This window comes from Pararhodobacter marinus, from assembly GCF_003122215.1.
Classification (GTDB): domain Bacteria; phylum Pseudomonadota; class Alphaproteobacteria; order Rhodobacterales; family Rhodobacteraceae; genus Pararhodobacter; species Pararhodobacter marinus.
This window is the reverse complement of the sequence record NZ_QEYD01000013.1, coordinates 60,419-72,164: the sequence shown is the minus strand read 5'-3', so window position 1 is coordinate 72,164 and position 11,746 is coordinate 60,419. Positions and strand designations below refer to the sequence as shown.

Sequence of the window (11,746 nt, the reverse complement as noted above, 5' to 3'; positions counted from 1 at the left end):
GCCCGATGGGCCAGATGCGCTTAAGATAGTGATGCAGCGGGTGACTTCAATGCGATTGTGACGGCGTGTCATGGAACGCGGCGACGGGTCGCGCAGTCAGCGACCATCCTTCGGGCCAGAAAACCAGCGGCGCGGCCACCAGCGCCTCGTCGCGCCAGATCGCCGGCAATCCCGCCATCACGCCGCGCGGCAAGCCGGTCTCGCGCGGATGCGGATGCAGACCCGCACGCGCCTGACGGCCCAAGACAGCCAGCCCCGATTCGCCCAGCGCGCGAATCTCGGTGCCCTCTGCCGCCATCGCTGCCGCGTCGGGCGCCTCTGCCCGCCAGCGCCCGTCCCAGACCGCGCCCACCGGCACCCGCAGGGCCTCGACCGCCCGGGCCTCGCGCGCCAGCCGCCAATCCGCGCCCTCGCGCCACAGCACGCAGCCCATCAGCGTCCCCTCGCCCGCCGCCATCCAGCGCTGCAGCGCGTCGAAACGCGGCCGATAGGCCGCGCCCGACAACGCCATCGCCAGATGCGCCATGATCCGCGCCCGGATCTCATCGGTCTCGTCGGCCAGCGCGCCGCGCAGGATCAGGACGCCCCGCTCCTCGCGCAGGTCGCGCGCCAGAACCGCCTGCGCCTGCGCCTCCAGCGCCTCGCGCGCCCGCGCCATGCGCCCGGCGGTCCGCACCAGCCCCCCGGCTTCGATCCCCAGCGCCCGTAACCCGTCCAGCGCCTGCCGCGCCCGCACGCGCAGGAATCGCGGATCGGCATTGGTCGGATCCTCGACCCAGCCGATCCCGCGCGCCTGCAACGCGTCGCGCAGATCCGCACGCGAAACCTCCAGGAAGGGCCTCAGCCACACGACGCCCCGGGCCTGCCGCCGCGCGGCCATGCCCGACAGCCCGTCCACGCCCGAGCCCCGCGCCAGCCGCATCAGCACCGTCTCGGCCTGGTCGTCCAGCGTATGCGCCAGCACCACCGCGTCCACGCGGCCCCGCGCCCAGTTCCCGATCAACGCGAACCGCGCCGCGCGCGCGGCGTCCATCAGGTTGCCGCCCTGCGGCCCGGCCTCCCAGCGCAGGATGTCATGCGCCACCCCCAGCCGCGCGCACAAGGCGGCCACCCCGGCCGCTTCCCCGGCAGCCTCCGCGCGCAGGCCATGATCGACCGTCACCGCCGCCACGCGTGCGGGACCCAGCGCCGCGACCGCCAGAACCAGCGCCGCGACCGAATCCCCGCCCCCCGAGACCGCGACGCCCACCCGCTCCAGCCCGCCACAGGCCGTCCGGATGGCCGAAAGGGCAGCGCCGCTCACGACCCTGCCCCTTCACTTTGCCTCAAATACTCTCTTCGGGAGCGCCGTCGACGCCCCGTCGATCCGGCCGGCAAGAGCAAGGGGGCCCGCTGCCCCCCGGCCTTTTCATGCGTCGCCGTCATTGCGCTCAGCGCGACACCACCGTCACCGCGCGGCGGTTCAGATCCCAGCAGCGCTGTTCGGCGCAAACCTCGATCGGGCGCTCCTTGCCGTAGCTCACGGTGCGCAGGCGCGCCGCGCTCACGCCTTCCTGGATCAGGAACTGCTCGACCCGGGCCGCGCGGCGGGCGCCCAGCGCCACGTTGTATTCGCGCGTGCCGCGTTCGTCGGCATGGCCTTCGATCAGGATCTGGTAATCGGGATAGCGCGCCAGCCACGCTGCCTGCGTGCGCAGGATGGTCATCGCCTGCGGCGACAACTCGCTCGAATCGACGGTAAAGTTCACCGTGTCGCCGATCGTCTGGTTGAAATAGGCGATCGAGGTCGGATCGCTCGGATCGCCCAGCGCGCTCGAGCCGATCCCGCCCATGCCGCCGGTCGGCTCGTCGTAATCGCCGCCACGGGGGTTGTTACACGCGGCCAGCGCCAGCGCGGCCACGACCAGAATGGCCTTCGTCAGAAGTTGCATGTCTCTCGTCCTTTTTTATCCGCCGTTATCCACGTTTGCCGGGCCGGCCTCTGTCACAGTCTATCAGAGGCCGCCGGGCGGGGGAATCGGGCGCAGATCACGTTGCGCGGCGTTTCGCGTGTCCTCGGACCGGTTGCGCGGCGTTACGGCAGCAGCGGCGACCAGGACGGGTCCGAGGCCGGCCCCGGCGTGGGGATGCGCCGCAGGTTGCGCCCGGTGATGTCCACGGACATCAGGCTGGCATTGCTGCCCGGCTCTTCGCGGGTGAACATGATTACCCGGCCATTGGGCGACCAGGTGGGGCCTTCGTCCAGGTAGCTTGCCGTCAGCAGCCGCTCGTTTGAGCCATCGGTGCGCATCACGCCGATATGGAAACGCCCGTTATGCTGCTTGGTAAAGGCGATCATGTCGCCGCGCGGCGACCAGACCGGGGTCGAATAGCGCCCCTGCCCCTGGCTCACGCGGTAGGCCGTGCCGCCCTGCAGCGACATCGTGTAAAGCTGCGAATTGCCCGAGCGGTCGCTCTCGAAGACCAGCCGCTGGCCGTCGGGCGAGAAGCTGGGCGCGGTGTCGATCGCCTCGGTCTGCGTCAGTTGCCAGCGCTGGCCCGAGGCCACGTTCAGCATGTACAGATCCGTCCGCCCGTCCACCGACAGCGAATAGACCACCGATAGCCCGTCGGGCGAGAAGCGCGGCGCGAAGGTCATCGTGCCGGGCTGGTCGCCGATCATCTGCCGCGAGCGCGAGGCCACGTCCATCAGGTAGATGCGCGGGAAACCGGTCTCGTAGCTGGTGAACAGGATCCGGTCGCCGGTGGGCGAGAAGCGCGGCGCGAAGGCCAGCGCCGTGCCGTCGGTCAGGTACTGCACGTTCTCGCCGTCCTGATCCATGATCGCCACCTGCTTGCGGCGGTTATTGGCCGGGCCGCTTTCGGCGATGAAGACCACGCGGCTGTCGAAATAGCCGCTCTCGCCGGTCAGCCGCATATAGACCTGATCCGACACCCGGTGCGCCATCCGCCGCCAGGCCTGCGTCGAGCCGTCAAGCTGCAGCCCGTCGCCCAGCTGCTGGCCGGACACGACATCGAACAGCCGGAATTTCACGGTGATCTGCTGGCCGTTCACCCGCACCGCGCCGGTGATCAGCGCCCGCGCGCTGATCGCACGCCAGTCCGAGAACTGCACCGGGCTGTCGAAGCTGCCGATCCGGCCGATATGCGCGCTGGTCGGGATCTCGCGCAGCAGGCCGGTGCTCGACAGGTTGTTGGCGATCACCCGCGCGATCGAGGCGGCATATTCGCCGCCCGCCGCGTTCTCGGGCACGAAATCGGGAATCGCGAAAGGCACCGGCTCGATCACGCCCTCGGTGATCTCGATCCTCAGGGGCTGCTGCGCCAACGCGGCGCGCGGCGCAAGCGCCAGCCCGGCCAGAAGGCCAAGCACGGGGCGGCGGGAAATCTGGGTCATCGCGTACTCATCCGGGCTGGGTTGAAGGTGATTTCGACCAGACGCCACTGGTCGTAAAGATCGGACGGAAGGCCATAGCCGTTCGTACCACATTGCACGATGGCCTGTCGCCCCGCGTCGAAGGCGGCCTGCTGAGCGCCCGCCGATCCGCCCGAAGCGCTGACCTGACGGATGCTCGATTCCACGGGCCGGGCGTCGGGCGTCATCTCGAAGGCGATGGTGATCACGACGTTCAGCGCCTCGGTCGACAGGATGCCGACGTTCCAGCATTGCTCGACGCTCAGCCGAAGGCCGTCCATGTCGGCCTGGCTCAGGCTGCCGCCGGGCTGCCCCAAAGCGCCGCCCAAGGCACCCCCCAGCGCCTGCGCCAGCGCATCCTCGACCGCCGAGGCGCTTGGCCCCTGCGTGTCGGGCTCGGGTTCGGGCTCGGGTTCCGGGGTGGGCGCCGGAGTCGGTTCGGGTGTCGGTGTTGGCGTCGGTGTCGAGGTGGGCTCGGGTTCGGCGGTGGCAACCTGCTGGGGCCGCTGCTGCGGCCGGGCGCGCGGGCGCATCGAGACTTCGGGCGCGGTCGCGGTCCGTTGGGCGGGCTGGCTGTCGTCGATGGTCGTGGCCTCGGTCACCGTCTCGGTCGCGGCGGCCTCGCGCTGGGTCGCTTCCTGCGCTTCGGGCGCGTCGACCGACGCCTCGGCATCGGGCGTGATCGCCGCCTGATCGGTGGGCGCGATGACGATATCGGGATCGGGCGTCGGCGCGGCATCGGGCGCGACGCGCTCGGCATCGGGCTGAACCGGCGTCAGCGCGGCGTCGGGCGTCACCGTCGGCGCCGTCACGGCAGCCTGCGGCGGTTCAGGCGCGGGGGCGGGCGGCGCCGGTTCGGGTTCCGGCTGAGGTTCCGGCTCGGGCGCCGGAGGGGGCGGCGGCGGGGCCACCGGCTCGGGCGTCGCCACCGGTTCGGGGCGCGCGACGGGCGCGGGCGTCTCGACGGGGGCTGCGGGCGCTGGCTCGGGTTCGGGAGCGGGCTCGGGTTCAGGGGCGGGCTCAGGCGTGGCCGCGCCGGGCTCGGCCTGCGACATCGCCGCGAAATCGCTCTCCGAGACGATCGCCACCTCGGTCACCTCGGGCATCATCGAATGGTCCGGCGCCGCGAAGATATCGAACACCATGATCCACACGATCAGCCCGCCATGCAGCAGGGCCGAGACCTTCTGTCCCGTGTTCATATGAGCCAGTGAGAACGACGCCATGGTATGTTTACTGCCCGGAGGCAGCTCCGGTTCCCGCATTCGACCCGCCGAAATCGGGGCCGCCGGTCTCTGTCACCAGACCGATATTGTTGAACCCGCCCGCATTCAGCGCGCCCATGACCTGCACGACGCGGCTGTAGGGAATGCTGCCATCCGCGCGCAGGAAGACCCGGTCGCCCGTGCGCTCGGCTGCGATGGCCTGCAATTGCGGCAGCAGATCGGCCTCGGCCACCGGGGTGGTCATCAGCGCCAGCGATCCGTCGGCACCGATGGTGATCGACAGCGGCTCTTCGCGCTCGGCGGGCAAGGCCCCGGCAGCGGTGCGCGGCAATTCGACCGGCACGCCCACGACCAGCATGGGCGCGGCCACCATGAAGATGATGAGCAACACCAGCATCACGTCCACGAAGGGCGTGACGTTGATCTCGGACATCTTGGCGGCCTGCCCGCGCCGGCGCCGGCGCGTGCCGCTTCCGCCCTGCCGTTTGATGGATTGCGCCCCCATGGCTCAGCCGTCCAGATTGCGCGACAGGAGGGTGCCGAATTCGTCGGCGAACTGCTCGTAGCCCGAGGCGATCGTGTCGCTGTCATCGCTGAGCTTGTTGTAGAAGATCGTCGCCGGGATGGCCGCCAGAAGGCCCAGCCCCGTGGCCAGCAGCGCCTCGGCGATCCCGGGCGCGACGACGGCAAGGTTGGTCGATTGCGCCAGCGCGATTTCCTCGAAGGCGTATTTGATGCCCCAGACGGTGCCGAACAGACCCACGAAGGGGCTGGCCGAGCCGACGGTGGCCAGGAATGTCAGCCCGCCATTCAGCTCGCGCACCTCGCGGTTGATGGCGACATCCATCGAGCGGTCGATGCGCTGCGCGGCACCCGGGATCATCGCCCCGTCCTGGCGGTGCGAACGCTGCCATTCCGCCATGCCGGCGGCGAAGATGCGCTCGGGCCCGCTCGAGGGGTTGGCACCGACGCGGGCGTAAAGCTCGTCCAGCGGCTCGCCCGACCAGAAGGCGGCATCGAAACGCGCGGCCTCGTCGCGGGCGCGGCGGAAGACCAGATGTTTCTGGATGATGATCGCCCAGGACCAGAACGAGGCCACGATCAGCATGATCATGACCAGTTTGACGGTCAGCGTTGCGCGCAAAAACAGCGCGATCAGCGAAAAATCGATGTCGCTGGCCTGCGCCAGTGTCGAGGTATCCATGCCGTGTTTCCTGCTCGTTCCGCACGCGTGCTGGGGCGCTTGCCTTGCAGCAGCCCTCTTTGGCCCGAGAATAGCGTGTTTCCAAGCCCAACACCAATGGAACCACGCGATTGTTACGTGTTTCCGCTTAAACCGCGCAGTTCTTCGGACAGCCGGCGCGGTTTGCCCCCGGTCGTCATGGAAACCAGCGTCACCTGCGCGCGAAACAGGCAGGTATCGCCGCGATAGACCCGCTGATCCAGCACCATCCGCACCGACCCGGCCTCGGCGATTGCGGTCTCTACGGTCAGTTCTTCGTCCAGCGTGGCGGGGGCCTGGAACCACGCCTCGATATGATGGACCGCAAAGACCACCCCGTCGCGGCGCAACGCGACCTGGTCGATGCCCAGCTTGCGCACCCAGTCCGAGCGCGCGCGTTCGATGAATTTCAGGTAATTCGCGTGATAGACGATACCGCCAAGGTCGGTATCCTCGTAATGGACGGTGACGGGATAGCTGTGCATCGGGCTCCTCACATCGTCAGCAACGCGCCCAGCTCGCCCAGCCCGGTCAGCTCTTCGGGCAGGCGGCGCGGCTTGCCGTCCAGACTGACCAGCGCGATGGTCACCAGCGCGCGAAACAGGCAGGTCTCGCCGCGATAGACCTTCTGGTCCAGAACCAGCCGCAGCCGGCTCACGCTTTTCACCGCCGTTCGGATCGTCAGCCGGTCCTCGAGCCTGGCCGAGGCCAGGAAATCCGCCTCGATCCGGTGCACGACGAAGACGAAGCCTTCCTCGCGCAGGGCATTCTGATCGACGCCGATGCTGCGCACCCAGTCGGCCCGCGCGCGGTCGATGAATTTCATGTAATTCGCATGATACACGATCGCGCCGAGATCGGTCTCGTCGTAATAGACGGTCACGGGGAAAGTGTGCATGGCTCGGCGCTCGAGGTCTGGCGGTCCGGGCTGACCCCGGCGCTCTTTATCAAAAAGGCGGCTTTTCAAAGGGTTGGCCGCAGATGCCCCGCTTTGTCAACCCATTCGGCCCGCTTCACCACGGTTTTCTTTCCCCTGCGGCAAGGTTCGGGACGAGCGCTTGCGCGGCCCACGCATTCAGGCGCATGATAACACACGCAAAAAGTGATCAGCCCGGCCCGAGCGTGCTGTAATGCCCGTGCTTGGCATCGTGCACAAGGAATGCGCAACGAAATCCAGGCAAGATTTGATTTCCACATCAAGAAAGACTATATTTCTTTCCAAGGAAACCACACTCACCGAACCGAGGCTCGCATGTCTCTCGCCCTGCCCGTCCAGACGCCCGAATCCGGCGACAGCCAGCTTGTCGCGCGTGCCGTGATCCGCGCGGGCGCGGCGCTGGGTCTGCGCGGGGCCGAGATCGCGGCGATCATCGGCACCAGCCCGTCGCAGGTTTCCAAGATGAAAGACAGCGCCGGTGTCAGCGGCAAATCCTTTGAACTGGCGCTTTACCTGATCCGCGTTTTCCGCTCGCTCGACGCGATCACCGGCGGCGACGTGCAATCGGCCAAGGCATGGATGCGCGCGCCAAACCGCGATCTGAACGGCATTCCCGCCGAACTGGCGCAAAGCGCCGCCGGGCTGGTCGCGGTGATGAATTATCTGGACGCCGCGCGTGCCCCGATCTGAGCTGCGCTACGAGCCCTATCTCGGCAATGTCTGGCGTCTGATCGAGGGGCAATACCGCCCCGCCACCCGCAAGATCACCGATTCCGTGGCCGAGCAGTCGCGGCTCGAAACCCTTCTCGACGCGACCAAGCCCACGATCCCTGAAGAATGCGCGCATCTGGATTACCAGTTCAGCACGCCCTTCCGCTATGGCTGCTATCCCCGCGATTCCCGCTTTCGCCGCGCGGGGCCGACGCCGGGCGTCTATTACGCCGCCGAGGATCCGCTGACCGCCGCCATCGAAAGCGCATGGGGCAGCGTGGCGTTCTTCCGCGCCTCGCCCGCGACGCCGCTGCCGACGATCCCGCGCGCCTGTTCCGCGATCCTGGCCGAGATCCGCGCGCCCGTGGCGCTGGACCTGACCGCGCCAGACAATGCCGCGCTGGGGCGCTGGACCGACCCGGTGGATTACGGCGATTGCCTCGATCTGGCCGATCAGGCGCGCGCCAGGGGCGGCGAGGCAATCCGCTATACCTCGGTCCGCGACCCGCTGGCGCGGGCGAATGTAGCGGTGCTGACCTGCGCCGCCTTTGCCCGGCCCGAGCCGCTGACCAGCCAGACATGGCATCTGCACCTGACCGGCGACCGCGTCGTCCTGACGAATGAGAGCCTGCGACAGACGCAGGAATACCGCGTCGGCGCGCAGGCGCTGGAACCGGCGTAGCGCCCGCTCAGACCAGCCGCGCGGACAATCGCAGCGCGTGCGAGGCATCGTCCGCCGCGACGGGCATCACCCGGTCATAGGCGGCGGCGATCACGGCGGCGATTTCCGGGCGCAACACCGTCACGCCGTTGGCGCGCGCCAAGGGGGGCATCTCGCGGAACGCTTCATCGCCCCAGAGCAGGATCACCTGCACGGCCTGCATCAGCGCGATATCCTCGGCGGGCAGCGCGCTCATTCCCGCGTCCATCCGCACGAAGACGAAGGCCGCCCTGATCGCGCCGTCCTCGTCGAAGCGAAAGGCGCGGTACTGGTTGGCGTCCTGAGCTTTCAGCCGGGGCACCAGCGTGCCCAGCCCCTCGACCACGCGGTCGAGATCCGGCACCGCCAGCAGCTCGTCCCAGTCGCGGAAAAAGAACAACATCAGGTTGGTGCCCAGTTCGGGATCGACCTCGGCCATCTTGTGCCCGGCCAGCAGCACGACGGCCTCGATCGCGCCCTTGATGGTGCGCAACGTGGCGTCGTCGGTGCCGAAAACGATGGGCGCGATCGGACGGCCCCAGCGGGCAAAGGCATAGCGCCCGTCCGAGCGGGTAAACAGGCGGGTGATCTGGTCAGGCGTCAGCGCATCGGTCATGCGCCCCAGCTATCAAGCCGTGATCGAACGCGCAATTCTGGGATACAGAAACGCCTGCGCCACGCCGCGCATCACGTTGAACAGCGTCAGCGACAGCCACAGCCCGTGATTGCCCATGGGCCAGGTCAGCAGCAGCGACACGGCATAGAAACAGGCGGCGAAGGCCACGGTGATCAGCATCTCGCGGGTGAAGGTCGCGCCGATATAGATGCCGTCGAACATATAGGCCGCAACGGCCGCCAGCGGGGCGATGACGATCCACGGCAGGTAAAGCCGCGCCTCGGCCCGGACCTCGGGCGCGGTGGTCATCGCGTCGATGATCGACGGCCCGGCCAGCGCGAAGACCAGCGCCATCGCGACCGCGCCGCCCAACGCCCAGATCCCCGTCATCCGCGCCGCGCGCCGCAACGCCGCGGCCGAGCGCGCGCCCATCGCCTGCCCCACAAGCGTTTCGGCCGAGAAGGCGAAACCGTCCAGCAGGAAAGCCAGAAACTCGAGAAACTGCAGCAGGATCTGGTTCGACGCGATCACCACGTCGCCGCGCCCGGCCGACAGGAACATGAAGACGACGAAACAGCCCTTCAGGATGATCGACCGCACCATGATATAGCCGTTGACACCCGCCATGTGCCGCAGGCGCGCGGCGTCGAAGATCCGCGCGCCCGTGGCCTTCAGCCCGTCGCGGCACAGCCACAGGCCGAAGCTGAAGCCCACGGCCTCGGCCATCAGCGTGGCGACGGCGACGCCGCTCACGCCCCAGTCGAGGCCCAGCACGAACCAGATATCCAGCGCGATATTCGTCCCGTTGGCGAGGATCTGCAGCACCAGCACCGCGCGCGTGCGCTCCAGCGCGATCAGCCAGCCGGTGACGGCGTAAAGCCCGATGGTCAGCGGCGCGCCCCAGATGCGGATCTGCAGGTAATCGGATGCCAGCCCTTCCACCGCGTCGGATGCCGGCGCCAGCGCGAACCCCGCCCAGAACAGTAGCGGCTGCAGCACGATCAGCGCCAGCCCGACGCTGCCCGCGATCAGCAGGCCGCGCTTCAGGATCGCGCCGGTTTCGGCGGTGTCGCCCCGGCCATGCGCCTGTGCGGCAAGCCCGGTCGTGCCCATCCGCAGGAAACCGAACACCCAGTAGAACGCGGTCAGGATCACCGCGCCCAAGCCCACGGCGCCGATCGGCGCGGCCTCGCCCAGTTGGCCCACCACGGCGGTATCGACCAGCCCCAGCAACGGCACGGTGACATTCGCCGCAACGATGGGCAGGGCGATCTTCAGCACCCGGCCATGGGTGAGCGGCGTCATGCGGTCTTGTCGCGCGAGGGGATCAGGAAATGCCCGGTCGCCTGTGCGAAGAGCCGCGTGCGGTTGTCCTGCCACGCCTCGACATGGACCGAGGCATAGCGCCGCCCCGAGCGGTTCACCCGCGCACGGGCATAGGCATCGCGCGGCAGGCCCGAACGCAGGTAATCGACGGTGAAATCGATGGTCTTGGGCAAGCGCGGCAGATGCGCGTCATCGACCGATTGCGGGTCCAGCGCGCCCTTTTCCATGTCTTCCCACAGCATCGACCAGCTCAGCTCGATCATCGCCGTGATCTCCAGAAAGGCCGAGGTCACGCCGCCATGGATCGCCGGCAGGAACGGGTTGCCGATCAGCTTTTCATCGAAAGGCAGGGTCGCGGTCAGCTCGTCGCCCCGGCGGTCGAACTGGATGCCCAGCCACTGCACATAGGGAATGCCGCCAACGAGCGTCTTCAGCGCGCGGTCGCGCCGCTCCTTGACCACCTGCACGGGTTCGGGACGGGGCCGGCTCATTGCGCGCCCTCCTTTTTCGTGCCCGTCTTCGTGTCTGCGGGCCGGATCACGCTTTCCATCGTGAACGCGCCCGAGGCGGTCGCGACGGGCAAGCCTTCATCCTCGTCATGCGCGGTCGCCTTGACGAAAGCCACGGTGCGCGTCGCGTGGAAACATTCGGCCCGCGCGATGATCCGCTGTCCGGGCTTTGCCGCGCGCATGTAATCGATGCGCAGATCCAGCGTTGCCGTGCCCCGCGCGCCGGGAAAGGTCATCACCGCCGCCCCGCAGCAGGTATCCATCAGCGCCGAGACCGCGCCCCCCGCGATCACGCCCGTCGCCGGATCGCCGATGAACCGCGTGTCATAGGGCATCGAGATCACCGCCCTGCCCTCGCCGATTTCTTCCAGCGTCATCCCCAGCGCCTTGGAATGGGGAATCGCCTCGATGAATTGCTGCGCGGCGGTGGCGTCGGTCATGGGACTTCCTGCATGTTCTGGACAGTGCGGGCGCAGAGCGCCTGCCCAAAGGCATGGCCCGAAGCCCGCCGGATATCAAGGCTCGCAAAAGACCTTTGTCGACCGCCTGCAGCGCCCCGGGTCGCAACGTCAGTAATCCCAGCCCCGGTATTCCGAGTGTTCCGACTTCATCATCTCGTAAAGCCAGACCATGCGGTCCAGATACCAGCTCTTGCCCAGATACGCCAAGGCGACACCCAGAACGGCCCCCCAGACCGAGTAGGTAACCACCGCCCAGATCGCGATCCCCATCCCGACGGACGAAATCGCGTTGAGAATGGCGTAAAGCGGCGTCTTGTGGATGCCGGGAATATCGACCCGGTCGCGGTTCAGATAGACCCGCTCGCCCAGAACCGCTTTCGAGGCCCAGTTCCGCGTCGAGCGGGGCTTGGGGAAGAAGACTGGGTTCAGGAACAGCCACAGAAGCGAGGCAATCCCCGGGATCAGACACCACCAGCCGATCCAGACCCGGCTCCAGAAGGCCAGCACGATCAGCGGCAGAACCGAGTACCGGGTCCAGACGCTCCACGGATTGGCGTGTTTCATCCAGTTTTCGTCGTTCAGCCGGAACAGCCGCGCGACGTTGCGCTCCAGTGTCATTTCTT

General features: G+C 68.0%; 15 protein-coding genes. 2 read left to right on the top strand and 13 right to left on the bottom strand.

From position 1 onward, the window contains the following. Nucleotides 1–46: 46 nt before the first annotated feature. The 8 genes from tilS to ybgC (C4N9_RS18795) form a co-directional block, all read right to left on the bottom strand. The gene (tilS, locus tag C4N9_RS18840; protein ID WP_109534912.1) at nucleotides 47–1,303 is read right to left on the bottom strand and encodes a tRNA lysidine(34) synthetase TilS; all 1,257 of its coding nucleotides are present in this window, start codon (nucleotides 1,301–1,303) and stop codon (nucleotides 47–49) included. 127 nt (nucleotides 1,304–1,430) lie between these two features. Beyond that, the gene (gene pal / locus C4N9_RS18835; protein WP_109534911.1) at nucleotides 1,431–1,931 is read right to left on the bottom strand and encodes a peptidoglycan-associated lipoprotein Pal; all 501 of its coding nucleotides are present in this window, start codon (nucleotides 1,929–1,931) and stop codon (nucleotides 1,431–1,433) included. 143 nt (nucleotides 1,932–2,074) lie between these two features. After that, nucleotides 2,075–3,397, bottom strand: coding sequence for a Tol-Pal system beta propeller repeat protein TolB (gene tolB, locus C4N9_RS18830; RefSeq protein WP_109534910.1), 1,323 nt, complete (start codon nucleotides 3,395–3,397; stop codon nucleotides 2,075–2,077). Further along, nucleotides 3,394–4,641, bottom strand: coding sequence for a hypothetical protein (locus C4N9_RS21985; RefSeq protein ID WP_168192289.1), 1,248 nt, complete (start codon nucleotides 4,639–4,641; stop codon nucleotides 3,394–3,396). The genes tolB and C4N9_RS21985 overlap by 4 nt, the downstream gene beginning before the upstream one ends. Before the next feature lie 7 nt (nucleotides 4,642–4,648). After that, the gene (tolR, locus tag C4N9_RS18810) at nucleotides 4,649–5,146 is read right to left on the bottom strand and encodes a protein TolR (RefSeq protein WP_109534906.1); all 498 of its coding nucleotides are present in this window, start codon (nucleotides 5,144–5,146) and stop codon (nucleotides 4,649–4,651) included. Between the two features lie 3 nt (nucleotides 5,147–5,149). Next, entirely contained in the window at nucleotides 5,150–5,845 is a 696-nt protein-coding gene (tolQ, locus tag C4N9_RS18805; RefSeq protein WP_109534905.1) for a protein TolQ, read from the bottom strand. A gap of 113 nt (nucleotides 5,846–5,958) precedes the next feature. Next, nucleotides 5,959–6,348, bottom strand: a complete 390-nt coding sequence (gene ybgC, locus C4N9_RS18800) for a tol-pal system-associated acyl-CoA thioesterase (protein WP_109534904.1) — start codon at nucleotides 6,346–6,348, stop codon at nucleotides 5,959–5,961. Between the two features lie 8 nt (nucleotides 6,349–6,356). After that, a complete protein-coding gene (gene ybgC, locus C4N9_RS18795) occupies nucleotides 6,357–6,761 on the bottom strand; it encodes a tol-pal system-associated acyl-CoA thioesterase (RefSeq protein ID WP_109534903.1) in 405 nt (134 codons plus the stop codon). A 354-nt stretch (nucleotides 6,762–7,115) separates the two neighbouring features. Here ybgC (C4N9_RS18795) and C4N9_RS18790 point away from each other — a divergent pair, with 354 nt between their 5' ends. Then, entirely contained in the window at nucleotides 7,116–7,490 is a 375-nt protein-coding gene (locus C4N9_RS18790; RefSeq protein ID WP_109534902.1) for an MbcA/ParS/Xre antitoxin family protein, read from the top strand. Then, nucleotides 7,477–8,193, top strand: a complete 717-nt coding sequence (locus C4N9_RS18785; protein WP_168192288.1) for an RES family NAD+ phosphorylase — start codon at nucleotides 7,477–7,479, stop codon at nucleotides 8,191–8,193. Before C4N9_RS18790 ends, C4N9_RS18785 begins: the two co-directional genes overlap by 14 nt. 7 nt (nucleotides 8,194–8,200) lie before the next feature. Here C4N9_RS18785 and C4N9_RS18780 read toward each other — a convergent pair whose 3' ends face one another. The 5 genes from C4N9_RS18780 to C4N9_RS18760 all read right to left on the bottom strand — a co-directional run bounded on the left by C4N9_RS18780 (nucleotide 8,201) and on the right by C4N9_RS18760 (nucleotide 11,741). Then, the gene (locus C4N9_RS18780) at nucleotides 8,201–8,827 is read right to left on the bottom strand and encodes a hypothetical protein (protein ID WP_109534900.1); all 627 of its coding nucleotides are present in this window, start codon (nucleotides 8,825–8,827) and stop codon (nucleotides 8,201–8,203) included. 12 nt (nucleotides 8,828–8,839) lie between these two features. Further along, nucleotides 8,840–10,132: an MATE family efflux transporter gene (locus tag C4N9_RS18775; protein WP_109534899.1), complete on the bottom strand. Its 1,293-nt coding sequence runs from the start codon at nucleotides 10,130–10,132 to the stop codon at nucleotides 8,840–8,842. Then, nucleotides 10,129–10,644, bottom strand: a complete 516-nt coding sequence (locus C4N9_RS18770; protein ID WP_109534898.1) for a PaaI family thioesterase — start codon at nucleotides 10,642–10,644, stop codon at nucleotides 10,129–10,131. Before C4N9_RS18770 ends, C4N9_RS18775 begins: the two co-directional genes overlap by 4 nt. Then, nucleotides 10,641–11,102 carry a PaaI family thioesterase gene (locus C4N9_RS18765; RefSeq protein WP_109534897.1) on the bottom strand — a complete coding sequence of 154 codons (462 nt, stop codon included), beginning with the start codon at nucleotides 11,100–11,102 and terminating at the stop codon, nucleotides 10,641–10,643. Before C4N9_RS18765 ends, C4N9_RS18770 begins: the two co-directional genes overlap by 4 nt. Before the next feature lie 129 nt (nucleotides 11,103–11,231). Further along, nucleotides 11,232–11,741, bottom strand: coding sequence for a DUF6653 family protein (locus C4N9_RS18760; RefSeq protein WP_109534896.1), 510 nt, complete (start codon nucleotides 11,739–11,741; stop codon nucleotides 11,232–11,234). Nucleotides 11,742–11,746: the final 5 nt, after the last annotated feature.

What these genes read in the sequence shown, in the direction of transcription:
- pal (WP_109534911.1), bottom strand. Translation starts at nt 1,931, where the DNA reads ATGCAACTTCTGACGAAGGCCATTCTGGTCGTGGCCGCGCTGGCGCTG.
- tolB (WP_109534910.1), bottom strand. Translation starts at nt 3,397, where the DNA reads ATGACCCAGATTTCCCGCCGCCCCGTGCTTGGCCTTCTGGCCGGGCTG.
- C4N9_RS21985 (WP_168192289.1), bottom strand. Translation starts at nt 4,641, where the DNA reads ATGGCGTCGTTCTCACTGGCTCATATGAACACGGGACAGAAGGTCTCG.
- tolR (WP_109534906.1), bottom strand. Translation starts at nt 5,146, where the DNA reads ATGGGGGCGCAATCCATCAAACGGCAGGGCGGAAGCGGCACGCGCCGG.
- tolQ (WP_109534905.1), bottom strand. Translation starts at nt 5,845, where the DNA reads ATGGATACCTCGACACTGGCGCAGGCCAGCGACATCGATTTTTCGCTG.
- ybgC (WP_109534904.1), bottom strand. Translation starts at nt 6,348, where the DNA reads ATGCACAGCTATCCCGTCACCGTCCATTACGAGGATACCGACCTTGGC.
- ybgC (WP_109534903.1), bottom strand. Translation starts at nt 6,761, where the DNA reads ATGCACACTTTCCCCGTGACCGTCTATTACGACGAGACCGATCTCGGC.
- C4N9_RS18790 (WP_109534902.1), top strand. Translation starts at nt 7,116, where the DNA reads ATGTCTCTCGCCCTGCCCGTCCAGACGCCCGAATCCGGCGACAGCCAG.
- C4N9_RS18780 (WP_109534900.1), bottom strand. Translation starts at nt 8,827, where the DNA reads ATGACCGATGCGCTGACGCCTGACCAGATCACCCGCCTGTTTACCCGC.
- C4N9_RS18775 (WP_109534899.1), bottom strand. Translation starts at nt 10,132, where the DNA reads ATGACGCCGCTCACCCATGGCCGGGTGCTGAAGATCGCCCTGCCCATC.
- C4N9_RS18770 (WP_109534898.1), bottom strand. Translation starts at nt 10,644, where the DNA reads ATGAGCCGGCCCCGTCCCGAACCCGTGCAGGTGGTCAAGGAGCGGCGC.
- C4N9_RS18765 (WP_109534897.1), bottom strand. Translation starts at nt 11,102, where the DNA reads ATGACCGACGCCACCGCCGCGCAGCAATTCATCGAGGCGATTCCCCAT.
- C4N9_RS18760 (WP_109534896.1), bottom strand. Translation starts at nt 11,741, where the DNA reads ATGACACTGGAGCGCAACGTCGCGCGGCTGTTCCGGCTGAACGACGAA.